The organism is Sphingobium sp. EM0848, from assembly GCF_013375555.1.
Lineage (GTDB): Bacteria > Pseudomonadota > Alphaproteobacteria > Sphingomonadales > Sphingomonadaceae > Sphingobium.
In genome coordinates this window covers 344171-359074 of the sequence record NZ_JABXWB010000001.1, presented here as the reverse complement: position 1 = coordinate 359074, position 14904 = coordinate 344171, and the positions used below count along the sequence as shown (strand labels likewise).

Genomic DNA, 14904 nt, shown 5'->3' with positions numbered 1-14904 from the left:
ATCCATGTTTTCGCGCGGCGGATACAGCGCGAGTGCGAAACGGCGCAGGCGCGATCAAGCGGAGAAGGTCTCGGCTGGTTTCGTCGCATTCGCGAAGGACGATCCGGAAAAGAAGCTGGTCCTGACCTATATCGCGCGCCTCGTCGTCGACGGTCATGCAGAGTTCGAGGCGCAGATGAACGGCGAGATTGAGGTGCGCTTCACGTCGGGCGAGATCTATCTTCTGGCGGAAACCGCGATCCTGCGACTCGTCTGACAAACCGGCGTCGTGACCGGCAAGCGGCATCCATTTTAAGGGCATGGACCGGAGCGAAGCTGACCGGCGGGCATGCGCGCGGTTGGCGCGCGGCCATGGCTGGTCGACGCGATCGCCCTGAAACCGGCCTTGTCGAGCGCTCTCGTTTCCCCGGCTGTCGCTGCGTTCGGCAGGATGAAGAAGCTGTCATGCAGCTTGCGAAAAACGGCGCCTTTGGATCATATCCTCCTCCCGTCTTGCGGTTAGAATCCGAAGCCGGCCTGGCCGTCCGAGGGCGGGACGACTCCCTCCAGCGCGAGCATATGGGCCTTTGAATGGGAGCCGCCCGGCGCGGAGAAGCCACCGATCTTCCCCCCGGCCGCAGTCACGCGATGACAAGGCACGATCAGAGGGACTGGGTTGCGGGACATCGCCTCGCCGACGATCCGCGCAACCTGCGGTTCCTCTCCCAGCGCCTTGGCAATGGCCCCGTAGGTCGTCGTCTCGCCATAACCCAAGGCACGCACGAAAGCGTAGATGCGTTCAAATAGCGGCTCTTGCTCTCCCAGATCGATTTCAACGGCGGAAAAATCCACGCGTTCACCGCCGAAATAACGCTGCGCGCTGTCGACCACGGTGCGCACGAACTCCGGGGGCACAGCCAGCTTGGATGTGGGAAATCTACGGAGAAGGGAGCTTTCGGCTGCTCCTGCCGTCCTTGAAGGCAGCCGGACGCTCGAAACGCGCGACGCGCGCCAACCGATAGCCGCAAAGCCATATGCCGTTTCGAAAACATAATGATATGGAGATTTATCCACGCTTCAGCTCTCCGATAATATAGACATCTGCACCTCCTATGGACCGTCAGGCAGTCTGGGAAACATCGGCATTTCCTTGAGACCGCTCTGCGAGGGGGCCGGGGAGGCAGCAGACAGGCTGCTGCATTGCAACGCAAGCTGCACTCCGATCCTTGCTTTCAAATTGAAGTTCGGCGCAGAATTGGCGCCAGCTCGAGGCTGGCGCGGAAGGCGGCGGAGACTTCCCTGTCCAGAAGAGCTTCAGAGGGTAAGGGCAAATTCCTCCAACTGCGTCAGACAAGTGCCCCACCCCTGGAAGAAGCCCATTTCCTCATGCTTGGCGCGCTCAGCGGGTCCCTTATGGCGCACGAGGGCGCGATAAAGCGTGCCGCCTTCGACCGCTTCCATCGTGATCTCGGCTGTCATGAAAGGATCTTCGTTCGGCCGAAACAGCGGTCCCAGGCTATCGGTCCAGACCAGGCGGCGCTCCGGTTCGACAAGGAGGATGCAGCCGGGCTTTTCGGGAAATGACTGGCCCTCCGGCGAGCAAATGACGATGTTGAACACGCCGCCAGGCACGAGGTCCACCGCAGCCTTGGCGACGCTGTAAGGCTTTGGCGCGAACCATTGTTTCAGCAGTTCGGGTTCGGTCCAGGCGCGCCAGAGCTGCGCGGGGCTGGCCTTCACTGTGCGTTCGAGCAGGAGGTCCAGGTCTTTATCGATTTCCATCTGCATTGTCCTTTGCGGCGAGATTTTCGACGAAGGTGTCGAGTTGATTGAGGCGGGTTTCCCAGGTGCGACGCTCACTTTCGAGCCAGCCCTGGGCGGTTTTCAGACTTTCCGGTCGTAACTCGCACATGCGCACTCTCCCTGACTTGCGGGAAACAACGATGTCGCTCTGCTCAAGCACGCGAATGTGCTTCATGAAGCTCGGCAGCGCCATGTGGTGACGCTGCGCGAGATCGCTGATGCTGGCCGGGCCGATGGCGAGCTGGGCGATCACGGCGCGGCGGGTGCTGTCCGCAAGCGAATGGAATATGCGATCAAGGTGAGCCATATGGCTAACTATGATCACGCCCAGCGATCATGTCAACTTACTAATCCATATGGCTAAGTGATGGGCGGACGGCTCTGGCCACGCCTGCAATCAAGAGAGAAAGGGCGCGTTGCCTTTCGATACACTCGCCACCAGTTCGTCGACGCGCGCGAGGAAGCGCTTGAGCAGGGGCGAGGTGTTCGACCTGCTATAGCCCATCATCAGGTCGATGGTCGGAGGATCGCCCGCCAACGGGCGCGCGACCACCGATGGAACCAGCATGTTCGTCACATAGAGCGGAAGCAGGGTAACGCTGCCCGTGGAAGCCACGAGCGACATCCCCCCGGAAATGTTCTCGGCATCATATTTCTCGTTCAGGGCGATCCCGACCCTTTCCGCATAATCCTTCACCGTCGCCTTCAGCACGGGCGCCAGCTTGGTCGACCCGGCGATGAAACTTTCCCCGGCAAGTTCCTGCGGGCTGATTGCCTCATTCTCGGCAAGACGATGGTTGGCGGGCAGAATCACCACCAGGGGCTCCTTCATCAGCAATCGGAAAGCGAGCCCCGAAGTTTGCGGCTCGCGCCGGAGCAGAGCCACATCCATCCTGTTCTGCATGAGGGCGCTGGCCAGTTCGGGTGAGGACAGGCTGGAGATCGTGACGTCGACGCCCGGAGCTTCCTCCCGGAGGATTCGCAGCGCTTCCGAGAGCCAGACGACCTCCTGTCCGGCCACGAAGCCGATGACAAATCCGGTCCGTTCAGGCTGCCCCGCACGGCGCGCGGCTTCGCCGGCCGCATCGATCTGCATCAGGATCATCCGCGCATGATCGAGGAATATGCGGCCAGCAAGCGTAAGCTCGATCCCGCGCGCCCTGCGTTCCATCAACCTGACGCCAACCTCAAACTCCAGTTCGCGCATCTGCCGGCTGAGCGAGGGTTGCGCGGTGTGCAGCCGCCGCTCGGCCGCACTTGTCAGGCTGCCCTCTTCGGCAACCGCGATGAAGTAACGCAAATGGCGAATTTCCATGCTGGCCACCCATGCCTGCAAAGTATGGCACGACCATATAAAGTCTTGGTCTCCGTTCCAAGAGAAGAGCAGTTTGTCCCCGTGGCCGACAAGAGGTTGCGGTCACGCCTCATCCAAGGAGAACGCCTATGTCTACGCAAAGCAAGCCGAGCATCGTGTTCGCCCATGGGCTTTGGGCCGATGGCTCCTGCTACAGCAAGGTCATGAAACTGCTTCAGGCCGATGGCTATGAAGTGATTTCGACCCAGAACCAGCTCAACACGGTCGAAGAGGACGCGGCGGCCGCCCGCACGGCAATCGGCCAGGTGAGCGGCCCGGTGGTGCTCGTCGGTCATTCCTACGGCGGCACCGTGATCACGGCCGCCGGCACCGACGATCGGGTCGGAGCGCTTGTGTATATTTGCGCGCTCGCGCCCGACGAAGGGGAAACATCCCAATATGAACAGGACCGCCATCCCAGGACGCCGGTCTTTGCCCATATCGAGGTGGCCGATGGCCGGATCTGGCTGAAGCAGTCGGGAACGCCGGATTTCTGCGGCGATCTTCCCGATGACGAACAGCAGATGGTCTGGGCGACGCAAACGGTTCCGCTCGCCGATCTGTTCAACCAGCCGGTGAAGGGCGCGGCGTGGAAGTCGAAGCCGACCTATTATATTCTTGGCGCCGAGGATCGGACGGTGCACCCTGACCTCCAGCGGTTCGTCGCCCAGCGGATGAACGCGAAAATCACCGAATTGCAGTCGAGCCATGTCCCGATGCTGTCGCAGCCCGAGCGCGTCTACGAAGTCATCCGCGAGGCAGCGGAAGCCATCGCCTAGCTCCCCCAGCAGCAAAATGCCGGGTCATGGACCGGAGCGGTTGCGGCGCTGAACCTGCATTTCCGCCTTCCTCCCACGCCCCTCCCCCCGGACGGGCGTGGGTGCGAAGGGGTCAGTTCGCCTTGCTCAGATCGACCTTTTCGACCCATTCGGGGTAGAAGGTCGGCTCGCGGTTCGACCAGCCCACGGCCGTCGCCGCCGCTTCGCTGATCGACTGGAGCAGCGCCCGGCGCTTTTCGGGATGCAGATGCGGCAGGCTCGCCGCCGCGCAGAAGGCGCCCGGCAGCCAGGGCCGCGCCCCCGCACCCAATAGCCGCTCATACAGAAAGCGATAGGCCGAAAAGCTGCAAAGCCGATCCTGCCCCAGATCGAAGGCCGATATCGTCACCAGCGGCGCCATGAACGGCTCCATCTGGTCGAGGCCGCTGTCATCGGGCACCACAGCCTTGATCTCCTCCAGTCGCCCGTAGATACGGGCCTGCGCGCGGATGCTCGCTTCTTCCACCACATCGCGCGACCAAAGCTTCATGGCGTCGCGCCGATGGAGGCCGATGTCCAGCGATCGACGGATATAGCGCTGCGTGGCGGCCGGGAAGCTGGCGAATTCACGCAATTCCGCCAGTGTGATGGCCCCGTCCGCAGGTCTTGCACTCGTGCCCATGCTCATGCCCTCCGACTTCAAGTCGATCAGCCAACCATGCGCCCAATATGGTTTCTACAAGATTAAGCGCCGGTTGCGCCGACAGTCACAGGGAATCATTTTTCCTTGTGCGGCGCAACATGTAATTTTTGTGAATGCGCCAAATGGTTGAAGCGACGACCTTTTCGTGCAGATCAATCCGCCGGTTGGACCGGCAAGGGTTCGGCGCGCAGCAACTCCTCCAGCGCCGGCCAGCGCCCCGCGCCACCTGCCTGCGCCGCCGCCTGCAACGCCCGATACCGCGTCAGCAGATCGACCCCGAAATCGGTCAACCGCGCCCCTTCGGTGGAGGTCGCGACGACCGGCATGGTCCAGCAGCGATTCATGACATCCACCAGCATCCAGCAGCGCCGATAGCTCATCTTCAGCTTGCGCCCGGCAGCCGAAATCGATCCCTCGCTGGCGATGGCGTCCAGCAGGTCGGCCTTGCCCGGACCCATGGCGATTTCCTCGCCACAATAAACCTGAATCTTGATCTTCAACGCCGGTCCGGTCATGCCGCCGCTTATGCCACGGTCGACCGGCCGCGCCAATGCGCAGAGAGCCGGAAACTTGTCCCCGAAGCTCAGTCGGCCCGAGGTTCCAATATCGCGCCGATCATGTTGCGCCACACCGCCACATCCCCCGCCTGCGCCATGCGCGCATCAGGTTCGCGCAGGGTGTGCAGGATTGCGTAGGCATCGTCGACATGATCATGCCAACTGGCATCGACTGCGCTCGCCGCGTGCGGATCGCTGCCTTCACCGTTCAGGCTGAGCTGGCGCCCTGCCAGAACGCGGGCAATGCGTTCGATCGCGGGAGTGGCGGAAGTCGGCATATGAAGTGGCTCCTCTCACCTGCGGGAAGGGCGGCGTCGTTCCGCCCTTTCCGCATCGATCATATCATGATTTCCCGGCCCGTCTATCGCTGGTCCTGCTTATCCGTCCCTTCCTGAAAACCGGAGGAGGCCAGCGGATCGCCATGATCGCCCCCACCCCCTTCATCGACCAACATATGGAACCCTTCGACAAGCATCACGGCCAAGGGGCGACAGCGCCCGCCGCTTGGCCTAGACTGGTCCCATGAACATAAAGATGGAAGACGGCGAGCCAGGCGTGCCGCCGACGGTCGCACTCTATTCGATACTGGGTTTCTGGTTCTTCTATGCGGTGCTGGTGACGCTGCGCGCCTCCGTCATGGGGTTCGAGGCGCAGGGAGCCATGGCCGCGCGCCGCGCCGTGGTGACGGTAATCGGCATCGTCGTCACCTGGGTCCTCTATCTCTGCCTGCGCCGCTTCGACGGCAAGCCGCTGACCGCGCGCATCGTCGCCGCCTTCAGCCTTGCGGCGCCGTTCGCGCTGGCGACGGCGGCGGCCAATTTCTACGTGTTCAACATCTACGATCCGGCATCGCTCTTCCCCGATGCCGACTATCAGAAATATGCCAACGAACAGGGTTTCGCCCTGATGCAGATCGTCGAGGACGCGATCAGCCGCTATTTCTTCCTCGCGGCCTGGGCGGGCCTGTATCTCGCGCTCTCCTACGCCAGCGAAGCGCATCGGGTGGAACGCCGCGCCGACCGGCTGGAACGCGCCGCGCAACAGGCGGAACTGCGGTCGCTGCGCTATCAGGTGAACCCGCATTTCCTGTTCAACACGCTGAACTCGCTGTCATCGCTGGTGATGAAGGACCGGCGCGACGAAGCGGAGCAGATGATCCTTTCCCTCTCCAATTTCTACCGGACGAGCCTCACTGGCGATCCGCTGGAGGATGTGTCGCTGGAGGAGGAAGTGCATCTCCAGAAACTCTATCTGGATATTGAGGCGGTGCGCTTTCCCGACCGCCTGTCGACCAGCATCCAGATACCGGACGGGCTGCTCTGCGCCTGCGTGCCGGGGCTGATCCTCCAGCCGCTGGTCGAAAATGCGATCAAATATGGCGTGTCGCGCACCTCCAGCCCCGTGACGATCACCATCGCCGCGCGGGAAGAGGACGGCATGCTGCACCTCAGCGTCATCGACAATGGCGATCATCCACCCAGCGAAGCCGATGCGGGCAACGGCATTGGCCTCGCCAATGTGCGGGACCGTCTGACGGCGCGCTTTGGCGATCAGGGCCGGATCGACTATGGTCCGCGCCCGAGCGGCGGGTTTGCGGTCAATCTTACCCTTCCGATCATCCGGCGGAGCAGCTGAATGACCATCCGTACCCTGATCGTCGACGATGAGCCGCTGGCGGTCGAACGGCTGCAGATGCTCTGCGCCCGCGAGCCGCGCATTGCCCTTGTCGGCACGGCGAGCGACGGGGAAGCAGCGTTGCGCCTGATCGAGGGGCTGGAACCGGATCTGGTGATGCTGGACATCGCCATGCCGTTGCTCGACGGCATCGGCGTGGCGCGGGCAACCTCTCGCATGGGAATCTGCCCGGCGGTGATCTTCGTCACCGCGTTCGAGGGGTTCGCGGTCGAGGCGTTCGATCTGGCGGCGGTCGACTATCTGCTGAAACCCGTCGCGCATGAGCGCCTGGCCCGCGCGATCGACCGGGTGGAACAGGCGCTGGGCAACCGCGCCGCCCCCTCCCCCGCGACCAGCCGGGCGGTCGAGAGCGAATGGGCCGAAGAATTCTGGGTGCCGCATCGTTCGGACCTGATCCGCCTCGGCGCCGTCCAGATCGACCGGATCGAGGCGGAGCGCGACTATATGCGGCTGCATGTCGGGCAAAACAGCTATTTGCTGCACCAGACGATCAGTTCGCTGGAAAACCGGCTGGACCCGCAGCAATTCGTCCGCCTGCACCGGTCGCATATCGTGCGCCGCGAATATATCGCCCGGTTGCGCCATGACGGCAGTGGTGTCTGGTCAGCCTGCCTGGCCGACGACACCGAAATCCGCATCGGGCGCACCTATCTGGCCAACGCCCGCGCGATGACGGGACGGTAAACCTTATAAATTGGCAATGCAAAAAGGCCCAGGTCGCCCTGGGCCTTTCGCGCATCACCAAACCGAAATGTCAGTTGCCGGCGCCGAGCGGTTTGTCCTTGCCCATATCGGCATAGCGTTCGCCATTATTGGCCTTGGCAATCGCCAGTTCCACATTGCTGCGCACATGGGCCGCAGCCACGGACTGGCACTTCTTGACCTCGGCCGAGGTCGTGCCATGCTCGCACACTTTCCAGGCGGCGCGCCAGATCCGGCCCTTCAGGGCATTCTGGCCCTTCGCGCTCGACAGATCCAGATCATGATAGCGAACCTCGGCGATCTTGCCGTTGGATTCAAATTCAGCGGCGGTCGCGGTCGCGGCAACGCCCAACAGAGCGGCGGCACTGGCGGCAGCGATCATTTTCGCAACGATCATGGCATATCTCCTCAACTGTTCCCCGTCCGCTCGCAGCGGACTTCCAGCGAAGAGAAGAGCGGCCCTTCAGAACAGATCATCGCCTCTGTCTTCGCAGCTTTGTCCTTTACGCCCGATGGACATGCGCCGCTTTTCGCTTTCGACCGATGCCGAGTTGCATCGGCCAACGACGCTTGCCTCGACCAAATGCAGTCAAGGATAGACGAACGACTGTTATACGTGAGAAAAACAAGCTTTCCGTAGCGTAAAACGACAATATGAAGACGAACGGGCCCATAAAAAACACCCCCGGCGCAAGGGAAAAGGCCGGGGGTGTATCCAGGAAGCTGTCGGGCTCTCCGGAATCTTTTGAAGCTGTTATCAGCCAGACGGCATCGATCCGGCCAAGCCGTATCGGATCATCCTGCTATCGGATCGCACTATAGACTTGGCGTAAAGGAACCGTTTTCCTCATTCGATAATCCGTTCATCCGCCCCGCCCGGCGGCATCCAGCGGCGACGAACCGACGACGGGCTTCCACGAACGACATCAGCGCGGCTGGGCCGCCAGTTGCGCCCGCAAATTGGCCAAAGTCCCTTCATCGACCGTGGGCCGCACCGGCGCCTCCTTGCCGTCGCGCAGCTTTCGCCTGTCCTTTTCCGGCGGCTCCACCAGGCGGACCCTGACCGGCGCATGGCCAGTGGCCCTGATCCCAAGCTGCTCCGCCGCGCCCCGCGACAGGTCGATGATCCGCCCCCGCCCAGCGAAAGGCCCGCGATCGTTCACCCGCACCAATATGGTCCGTCCGGTGTCCAGCGACGTCACCTCGACATAGCTTGGCAGGGGCAGGGTCGTATGCGCCGCCGTCACCGCCTTGGGAACGAAACGCTCGCCATTGGCGGTCTGACTGCCGGATTCATGCCCATACCAGCTCGCATAGCCCAGATAGTCATAGCTCGGGTCCGCCGCCGGCACATAGGTCACGCCCTTCACCGTATAGGGCTTGCCCACCCGCACCGGCAGGTCACTGACCGGCCGATATTTCACGCCACCGCCACAGGCCGCCAGCGTCATGGCAGCCGCCAGCACCGCATGGCGCATCCGAACCGAAATCCCGCTCATCCCCCGGCCCTAGCCCAGCGGCCCGGCGGAGAAAAGCCGCCACCTTTTCCTTTCGTCGCACGCACCCTATCTTCGCGCGACGAAGCCTTGCCCCCGAAGAACAAATCTGGAACAACACGACCCCATGAGTCTCACTATGATTTCTCAGCAGAGGTTTACCGAATGCTGACCACCATAAGCGTGCGCGGCGCGCGCGAACATAATCTCAAGGGCGTCGATGTCGACCTGCCGCGCGACAGCCTGATCGTCATCACGGGCCTGTCCGGCTCGGGCAAGTCCAGCCTCGCCTTCGACACCATCTATGCCGAGGGTCAGCGCCGCTATGTGGAGTCGCTCTCCGCCTATGCGCGCCAGTTTCTGGAGATGATGCAGAAGCCCGATGTCGAGCATATAGAGGGCCTCTCCCCCGCCATTTCCATCGAGCAGAAGACGACCAGCCGCAACCCGCGCTCGACGGTGGCCACGGTCACGGAAATCTACGACTATATGCGCCTGCTCTGGGCGCGCGTCGGCATTCCCTATTCGCCCGTGACCGGCCTGCCCATCAGCGCCCAGACCGTCAGCCAGATGGTCGACCGCGTGATGCAGCTTCCAGAGGGCACGCGCTTCTACCTGCTCGCCCCCGTCGTGCGCGGCCGCAAGGGCGAATATCGCAAGGAACTGGCGGAGTGGCAGAAGGCCGGCTTCACCCGCGTCCGCATCGATGGCGAACTCTGCGCGATCGAGGACGCGCCCGCCCTCGACAAGAAATATAAGCATGACATCGAAGTCGTGGTCGACCGCCTGGCCGTCACCGACGACATGTCCACGCGCCTCGCCGACAGCTTCGAACAGGCGCTGAAACTGGCCGATGGCCTTGCCTATGTCGATCTGGCCGATGGCGTCGTCCCCGGCCGGGAAGATGAAGCGGAATCCGGCGGCAACCTGAAAGGCGCAGGCATCCCCGCCAACCGCATCGTCTTCAGCGAGAAATTCGCCTGCCCCGTCAGCGGCTTCACCATTCCCGAGATCGAGCCGCGCCTCTTCTCCTTCAACGCCCCGCAAGGCGCCTGTCCCGCCTGCGACGGCCTTGGCGAGCGGCAGGAGTTCGACCCCGAACTGGTCGTCCCCAACGAAGCCCTGACGCTCAAGAAGGGCGCCATCGTCCCCTGGGCCAAATCCAACCCGCCCAGCCCCTATTATATGCAGGTGCTTGGGTCTCTCGCCAAGGAGTTCGGCTTCGACCTCGAAACCCCCTGGGCCGACCTCCCGCCGGAGGTGAAGATCATCATCCTCCACGGCACCGCAGGCAAGCCCGTCACCCTGCGCTTCGTCGACGGCAAGAAGAGCTACGAGGTCAAGAAACCCTTCGAAGGCGTGATCGGCAACCTCAACCGCCGCCTGCTCCAGACCGACAGCGCGTGGATGCGCGAGGAACTGAGCAAATATCAGACCGCCATGCCCTGCGAGACGTGCAACGGCGCCCGCCTCAAACCGGAGGCCCGCGCCGTCAAGATCGCGGGCGAGGACATTTCCCTCTCTACCCGCCGCTCGGTGGTCGACGCGCTCCGCTTCTTCCAGACCCTCCCCACCCACCTCAACGATCAGCAGAACCAGATCGCCAGGGCCATCCTCAAGGAAATCGTCGAGCGCCTCGGCTTCCTCAACAATGTCGGCCTCGACTATCTGAACCTCGACCGCACCAGCGGCACCCTGTCCGGCGGCGAGTCCCAGCGCATCCGCCTCGCCAGCCAGATCGGCAGCGGCCTGTCGGGCGTCCTCTACGTCCTCGACGAACCCTCCATCGGCCTGCACCAGCGCGACAATGATCGCCTGCTGATCACCCTGAAACGCCTGCGCGACCTCGGCAACACCGTCATCGTCGTGGAGCATGACGAGGATGCGATCCGCACCGCCGACTATATCGTCGACATGGGACCGGGCGCAGGCGTCCACGGCGGCACCATCGTCGCGCAGGGCAACCTCAACCAGCTGCTCGCCCACAAGGACAGCCTGACCGCGGATTACCTCAACGGCACCCGCCGCATCGAGGTCCCCACCAAGCGCCGCAAGGGCACGGGCAAGAAGCTCACCGTCCACAACGCCCGCGCCAACAACCTGCAAGGCGTCACCGCGTCGATCCCGCTCGGCACCTTCACCTGCATCACCGGCGTATCGGGGTCGGGCAAGTCCAGCTTCACCATCGACACGCTCTACGCCGCCTCGGCCCGCGCCCTCAACGGCGCGCGCATCGTCGCAGGCCCCCATGACAAGGTGACGGGCCTCGAACATTGCGACAAGGTGATCGACATCGACCAGTCGCCCATCGGCCGCACCCCCCGCTCCAACCCGGCAACCTATACCGGCGCCTTCACCAACATCCGCGACTGGTTCGCAGGCCTCCCCGAAGCGCAGGCGCGCGGCTACAAGCCCGGCCGTTTCTCCTTCAACGTCAAGGGCGGACGCTGCGAAGCCTGCCAGGGCGACGGCGTGCTCAAGATCGAGATGCACTTCCTCCCCGACGTCTACGTCACCTGCGACGTCTGCCACGGCGCCCGCTACAATCGCGAGACGCTGGAGGTGAAGTTCAAGGGCCACAGCATCGCCGACGTGCTCGACATGACGGTCGAGGACGCGGTGGAATTCTTCAAGGCCGTTCCCCCGATCCGCGACAAGATGGCGATGCTGGCGGAAGTCGGCCTCGGCTATATCAAGGTCGGCCAGCAGGCCACCACCCTGTCCGGCGGCGAAGCCCAGCGCGTCAAACTCGCCAAGGAACTGTCGCGCCGCGCCACCGGCAACACGCTGTACATATTGGACGAACCCACCACCGGCCTCCATTTCGAGGATGTCCGAAAGCTGTTGGAAGTCCTCCACGCGCTGGTCGAACAGGGCAACAGCGTGGTGGTGATCGAGCATAATCTCGACGTCATCAAGACCGCCGACTGGATCATCGACATGGGACCGGAAGGCGGCGTCAAGGGCGGCGAAGTCGTCGCCGAAGGCACGCCGGAGAAGGTGGCGAAGAACGGCCGGAGCTTTACCGGGCGTTATCTGGCGCCCCTATTGGGGATGGAAGCCGTGGCGGCGGAGTGATCGATCCAACTCCGCCGACCACTGTGTAGATCAGGGCCGATCGACATTCAGCCCTGATCGCCTGCACTGGCCGCTTTCCGGGGGCCTTTCGCGCCCCGATCCGCCGCGTCGCGCCCCGGCCACAGCTTGTCGCGCCACCCGGAACCACGCCACGCCGCGCCCGTTATCCGTGCAAACCCCCGGAACAAGGAGTCCCCACCCATGATCCGCACCCTGATTTTCGGCGCGATTGCCGGTTATGTCGGCAAGAAGCTTTATGACGAAGGCAAGTTGACTGAATTCAAGGACGACCTCGTGGCCCGCTATAATGAGGCCAAGGCCGAACTCGACAAGCGCCGCGACAGCGACGCCGCGACACCCAGCCCGAACCTGTCCTCTTCTCACACCCCCACTGCAGCGACCTCCCCGCTGATATCCTGACGCCAGTCAGACCCCTTTCCCAGCGGTCCAACACCCTCTCGCCGCTGGATTCACTGCCCGCCCGGCTGCCTTCCCCCTTTTGGGTGGCCGTGGCGGGCAGACTAATTCCGGCAACTTCCCTCCACCCAAAGGGTTATTCCTCCGGCAGGGGACGACATAAGGAGAGTTAGACCATGCGCACCCCCCTATTGGCAGCGGCGCTGCTCGCGCTGCCGCTCACGGCCTGCGTTACGGATGGAGACGGCGGCCGTTACGGCTATGACCGCCCAGGCCGCCATGATGGTTATGGCCATCGCCGCCCCGGCGGCGGGCGCCAGATCGGCGACAATGACTATATCTACCGCGACAATGACGGCCGCTATTATTGCAAGCGCGACGACGGCACCACCGGGACCATCGTCGGCGCCATAGCGGGCGGCGTATTGGGCAATATCATCGCCCCCGGCGGTTCCAAGACGCTGGGCACGATCCTGGGCGGCGCAGGCGGCGCGCTGGCGGGCCGGGCCATCGACAAGAGCGATGTACGCTGCGAATAGGGCGCCGCGAATAGGGACATGAAAAAGGGCGCGGACCAGAAGCCCGCGCCCTTCTTTCAAACCTGATCGAGCAATCAGAGCTTTTCGACCAGCTCCGGCACGACCTTGAAGAGATCTCCGACGAGGCCGATGTCCGCGACCTGGAAGATCGGGGCATCCTCATCCTTGTTGATGGCGATGATGGTCTTGCTGTCCTTCATCCCCGCCAGATGCTGGATCGCGCCCGAGATGCCGACCGCGATATAGACTTCCGGCGCCACGATCTTGCCGGTCTGGCCGACCTGATAGTCGTTGGGCACATAGCCCGCGTCGACCGCCGCGCGCGACGCCCCGACCGCCGCGCCCAGCTTGTCCGCCAGCGGGAAGATGGTCGCCTCGAACGTCTCGCCGTCCTTCAGCGCGCGGCCGCCCGACACGATGATCTTGGCCGAGGTCAGTTCCGGACGCTCCTGCTTGGCGATCTCGGCGCCGACGAAGCTCGACAGCCCCTTGTCGCCGGTCGAGGACACGGCTTCCACCGCGCCCGAACCGCCTTCACGGGCCGCCTTCTCGAAAGCGGTGCCGCGAACGGTGAGGACCTTCTTGGCGTCCTTCGACTTGACGGTCGCGATCGCGTTGCCGGCATAGATCGGACGGGTGAAGCTGTCCTCGCTCTCGACCGACAGGATATCGCTGATCTGCATCACGTCGAGCAGAGCCGCCACGCGCGGCGCGATATTCTTGCCGTTGCTGGTGGCGGGCGCGACGAAGGCGTCATGGCTGCCCATCAGCTCGACGATCAGCGGCGCGACATTCTCCGGCAGCGCATGGCCGAAAGCGGCGTCATCGGCGACATGGACCTTGCCCACGCCCGCGATCTTCGCGGCTTCCTCGGCCACACCGCCGACGCCTGCGCCGGCGACCAGCAGATGCACTTCACCCAGCTTTGCAGCGGCGGTGACGGCGGAAAGGGTCGCGTCTTTGACGGCGCCGCCCTCATGTTCAACCCAGACAAGCGTCTTCATGCGGCAACTCCCAGAGCCTTGAGCTTCGCGACCAGTTCATCGACATCGGCAACCTTCACGCCGGCCGAACGCTTGGCGGGTTCGGTGACCTTCAGCGTTTCCAGACGCGGCGAAATGTCGACGCCGTAATCGGCGGGCGCCTTGGTCGCGAGCGGCTTCGACTTCGCCTTCATGATGTTGGGCAGCGAGGCATAGCGCGGTTCATTGAGGCGCAGGTCGGTGGTGATGATCGCCGGAACGTTCAGCTTCACCGTTTCCAGACCACCGTCGACTTCGCGGGTCACGCTGACCTTGTCGCCCTCGACCTCGACCTTGGAGGCGAAGGTGCCCTGCGGCAGGTTCAGCAGAGCCGCCAGCATCTGGCCGGTCTGGTTGCTGTCATCGTCAATCGCCTGCTTGCCCAGGATGATCAGGCCAGCGCCTTCCTCTTCCTGAACCTTGGCGAGCAGCTTGGCCACGCCCAGCGGTTCGACTTCGTCATCGGTCTGGATCAGGATCGCCCGGTCCGCGCCCATGGCCAGCGCCGTGCGCAGCGTTTCCTGCGCCTTCGCAACGCCGATCGACACCGCGATGATCTCGGTCGCCACGCCCTTTTCCTTCAGGCGAATGGCTTCCTCGACCGCGATCTCGTCGAACGGGTTCATGCTCATCTTGACGTTCGCCAGATCAACGCCCGTCCCATCCGCCTTCACACGCGGCTTCACATTATAGTCAATCACCCGCTTCACGGGCACAAGGATCTTCATCTCCAACATCCTTCCTTCATTCACGCCAAGCCCGCAAATGCGAACGCGGGCGCGGGCAGCCCGTTTCCGGACC

At 63.3% G+C, this 14904-nt stretch carries 18 protein-coding genes; 7 read left to right on the top strand and 11 right to left on the bottom strand.

The window, feature by feature from the left end; all coding sequences use genetic code 11:
• Positions 1 to 4 precede the first annotated feature (4 nt).
• Positions 5 to 256 (top strand): hypothetical protein, encoded by a 252-nt coding sequence (locus HUK73_RS01710; protein WP_176590354.1) that lies wholly within the window; start codon positions 5 to 7, stop codon positions 254 to 256.
• Between the two features lie 242 nt (positions 257 to 498).
• On the opposite strand, the gene HUK73_RS01705 is transcribed toward HUK73_RS01710, so the two are convergent.
• From HUK73_RS01705 to HUK73_RS01690, 4 genes are all read right to left on the bottom strand, one after another.
• Positions 499 to 879, bottom strand: coding sequence for an MGMT family protein (locus HUK73_RS01705; protein WP_218036406.1), 381 nt, complete (start codon positions 877 to 879; stop codon positions 499 to 501).
• A gap of 414 nt (positions 880 to 1293) precedes the next feature.
• Complete coding sequence (locus tag HUK73_RS01700; protein WP_218036405.1) at positions 1294 to 1761, bottom strand: SRPBCC family protein; 468 nt, start codon at positions 1759 to 1761, stop codon at positions 1294 to 1296.
• Positions 1748 to 2089 (bottom strand): helix-turn-helix transcriptional regulator, encoded by a 342-nt coding sequence (locus HUK73_RS01695; protein WP_176590351.1) that lies wholly within the window; start codon positions 2087 to 2089, stop codon positions 1748 to 1750. The genes HUK73_RS01700 and HUK73_RS01695 overlap by 14 nt, the downstream gene beginning before the upstream one ends.
• Before the next feature lie 90 nt (positions 2090 to 2179).
• Positions 2180 to 3097 carry a LysR substrate-binding domain-containing protein gene (locus HUK73_RS01690; RefSeq protein ID WP_176590350.1) on the bottom strand — a complete coding sequence of 306 codons (918 nt, stop codon included), beginning with the start codon at positions 3095 to 3097 and terminating at the stop codon, positions 2180 to 2182.
• 128 nt (positions 3098 to 3225) lie between these two features.
• Here HUK73_RS01690 and HUK73_RS01685 point away from each other — a divergent pair, with 128 nt between their 5' ends.
• A complete protein-coding gene (locus tag HUK73_RS01685; RefSeq protein WP_176590349.1) occupies positions 3226 to 3915 on the top strand; it encodes an alpha/beta fold hydrolase in 690 nt (229 codons plus the stop codon).
• A gap of 112 nt (positions 3916 to 4027) precedes the next feature.
• Here HUK73_RS01685 and HUK73_RS01680 read toward each other — a convergent pair whose 3' ends face one another.
• The 3 genes from HUK73_RS01680 to HUK73_RS01670 form a co-directional block, all read right to left on the bottom strand.
• Positions 4028 to 4576 carry a hypothetical protein gene (locus HUK73_RS01680; protein ID WP_176590348.1) on the bottom strand — a complete coding sequence of 183 codons (549 nt, stop codon included), beginning with the start codon at positions 4574 to 4576 and terminating at the stop codon, positions 4028 to 4030.
• Positions 4577 to 4749: 173 nt separating this feature from the next.
• Entirely contained in the window at positions 4750 to 5112 is a 363-nt protein-coding gene (locus tag HUK73_RS01675; protein WP_176592765.1) for a winged helix-turn-helix domain-containing protein, read from the bottom strand.
• 68 nt (positions 5113 to 5180) lie between these two features.
• Complete coding sequence (locus tag HUK73_RS01670) at positions 5181 to 5432, bottom strand: hypothetical protein (protein WP_176590347.1); 252 nt, start codon at positions 5430 to 5432, stop codon at positions 5181 to 5183.
• A 244-nt stretch (positions 5433 to 5676) separates the two neighbouring features.
• On the opposite strand from HUK73_RS01670, the gene HUK73_RS01665 reads away from it, so the two are divergent.
• On the top strand, positions 5677 to 6789 hold the full coding sequence (locus HUK73_RS01665; protein WP_176590346.1) for a sensor histidine kinase: 1113 nt from the start codon (positions 5677 to 5679) through the stop codon (positions 6787 to 6789).
• Positions 6790 to 7533, top strand: a complete 744-nt coding sequence (locus tag HUK73_RS01660; protein ID WP_176590345.1) for a LytTR family DNA-binding domain-containing protein — start codon at positions 6790 to 6792, stop codon at positions 7531 to 7533.
• Between the two features lie 70 nt (positions 7534 to 7603).
• On the opposite strand, the gene HUK73_RS01655 is transcribed toward HUK73_RS01660, so the two are convergent.
• Both HUK73_RS01655 and HUK73_RS01650 read right to left on the bottom strand, forming a co-directional pair.
• Positions 7604 to 7948, bottom strand: a complete 345-nt coding sequence (locus HUK73_RS01655) for a UrcA family protein (RefSeq protein WP_176590344.1) — start codon at positions 7946 to 7948, stop codon at positions 7604 to 7606.
• A gap of 529 nt (positions 7949 to 8477) precedes the next feature.
• Entirely contained in the window at positions 8478 to 9050 is a 573-nt protein-coding gene (locus HUK73_RS01650) for a septal ring lytic transglycosylase RlpA family protein (RefSeq protein ID WP_176590343.1), read from the bottom strand.
• Positions 9051 to 9212: 162 nt separating this feature from the next.
• On the opposite strand from HUK73_RS01650, the gene uvrA reads away from it, so the two are divergent.
• From uvrA to HUK73_RS01635, 3 genes are all read left to right on the top strand, one after another.
• Entirely contained in the window at positions 9213 to 12125 is a 2913-nt protein-coding gene (gene uvrA / locus HUK73_RS01645; protein ID WP_176590342.1) for an excinuclease ABC subunit UvrA, read from the top strand.
• Between the two features lie 201 nt (positions 12126 to 12326).
• The gene (locus tag HUK73_RS01640; protein WP_176590341.1) at positions 12327 to 12545 is read left to right on the top strand and encodes a hypothetical protein; all 219 of its coding nucleotides are present in this window, start codon (positions 12327 to 12329) and stop codon (positions 12543 to 12545) included.
• A gap of 173 nt (positions 12546 to 12718) precedes the next feature.
• The gene (locus HUK73_RS01635) at positions 12719 to 13081 is read left to right on the top strand and encodes a glycine zipper 2TM domain-containing protein (RefSeq protein ID WP_176590340.1); all 363 of its coding nucleotides are present in this window, start codon (positions 12719 to 12721) and stop codon (positions 13079 to 13081) included.
• A 74-nt stretch (positions 13082 to 13155) separates the two neighbouring features.
• On the opposite strand, the gene HUK73_RS01630 is transcribed toward HUK73_RS01635, so the two are convergent.
• The gene (locus tag HUK73_RS01630) at positions 13156 to 14085 is read right to left on the bottom strand and encodes an electron transfer flavoprotein subunit alpha/FixB family protein (protein WP_176590339.1); all 930 of its coding nucleotides are present in this window, start codon (positions 14083 to 14085) and stop codon (positions 13156 to 13158) included.
• Positions 14082 to 14831, bottom strand: coding sequence for an electron transfer flavoprotein subunit beta/FixA family protein (locus HUK73_RS01625; protein WP_176590338.1), 750 nt, complete (start codon positions 14829 to 14831; stop codon positions 14082 to 14084). The genes HUK73_RS01630 and HUK73_RS01625 overlap by 4 nt, the downstream gene beginning before the upstream one ends.
• Between the last annotated feature and the right edge of the window lie 73 nt (positions 14832 to 14904).

What these genes read in the sequence shown, in the direction of transcription:
- HUK73_RS01625 (WP_176590338.1), bottom strand. Translation starts at nt 14,831, where the DNA reads ATGAAGATCCTTGTGCCCGTGAAGCGGGTGATTGACTATAATGTGAAG.
- uvrA (WP_176590342.1), top strand. Translation starts at nt 9,213, where the DNA reads ATGCTGACCACCATAAGCGTGCGCGGCGCGCGCGAACATAATCTCAAG.
- HUK73_RS01640 (WP_176590341.1), top strand. Translation starts at nt 12,327, where the DNA reads ATGATCCGCACCCTGATTTTCGGCGCGATTGCCGGTTATGTCGGCAAG.
- HUK73_RS01700 (WP_218036405.1), bottom strand. Translation starts at nt 1,761, where the DNA reads ATGGAAATCGATAAAGACCTGGACCTCCTGCTCGAACGCACAGTGAAG.
- HUK73_RS01680 (WP_176590348.1), bottom strand. Translation starts at nt 4,576, where the DNA reads ATGGGCACGAGTGCAAGACCTGCGGACGGGGCCATCACACTGGCGGAA.
- HUK73_RS01670 (WP_176590347.1), bottom strand. Translation starts at nt 5,432, where the DNA reads ATGCCGACTTCCGCCACTCCCGCGATCGAACGCATTGCCCGCGTTCTG.
- HUK73_RS01635 (WP_176590340.1), top strand. Translation starts at nt 12,719, where the DNA reads ATGCGCACCCCCCTATTGGCAGCGGCGCTGCTCGCGCTGCCGCTCACG.
- HUK73_RS01675 (WP_176592765.1), bottom strand. Translation starts at nt 5,112, where the DNA reads ATGACCGGACCGGCGTTGAAGATCAAGATTCAGGTTTATTGTGGCGAG.
- HUK73_RS01685 (WP_176590349.1), top strand. Translation starts at nt 3,226, where the DNA reads ATGTCTACGCAAAGCAAGCCGAGCATCGTGTTCGCCCATGGGCTTTGG.
- HUK73_RS01650 (WP_176590343.1), bottom strand. Translation starts at nt 9,050, where the DNA reads ATGAGCGGGATTTCGGTTCGGATGCGCCATGCGGTGCTGGCGGCTGCC.
- HUK73_RS01665 (WP_176590346.1), top strand. Translation starts at nt 5,677, where the DNA reads ATGAACATAAAGATGGAAGACGGCGAGCCAGGCGTGCCGCCGACGGTC.
- HUK73_RS01660 (WP_176590345.1), top strand. Translation starts at nt 6,790, where the DNA reads ATGACCATCCGTACCCTGATCGTCGACGATGAGCCGCTGGCGGTCGAA.
- HUK73_RS01655 (WP_176590344.1), bottom strand. Translation starts at nt 7,948, where the DNA reads ATGATCGTTGCGAAAATGATCGCTGCCGCCAGTGCCGCCGCTCTGTTG.
- HUK73_RS01710 (WP_176590354.1), top strand. Translation starts at nt 5, where the DNA reads ATGTTTTCGCGCGGCGGATACAGCGCGAGTGCGAAACGGCGCAGGCGC.
- HUK73_RS01630 (WP_176590339.1), bottom strand. Translation starts at nt 14,085, where the DNA reads ATGAAGACGCTTGTCTGGGTTGAACATGAGGGCGGCGCCGTCAAAGAC.
- HUK73_RS01695 (WP_176590351.1), bottom strand. Translation starts at nt 2,089, where the DNA reads ATGGCTCACCTTGATCGCATATTCCATTCGCTTGCGGACAGCACCCGC.
- HUK73_RS01690 (WP_176590350.1), bottom strand. Translation starts at nt 3,097, where the DNA reads ATGGAAATTCGCCATTTGCGTTACTTCATCGCGGTTGCCGAAGAGGGC.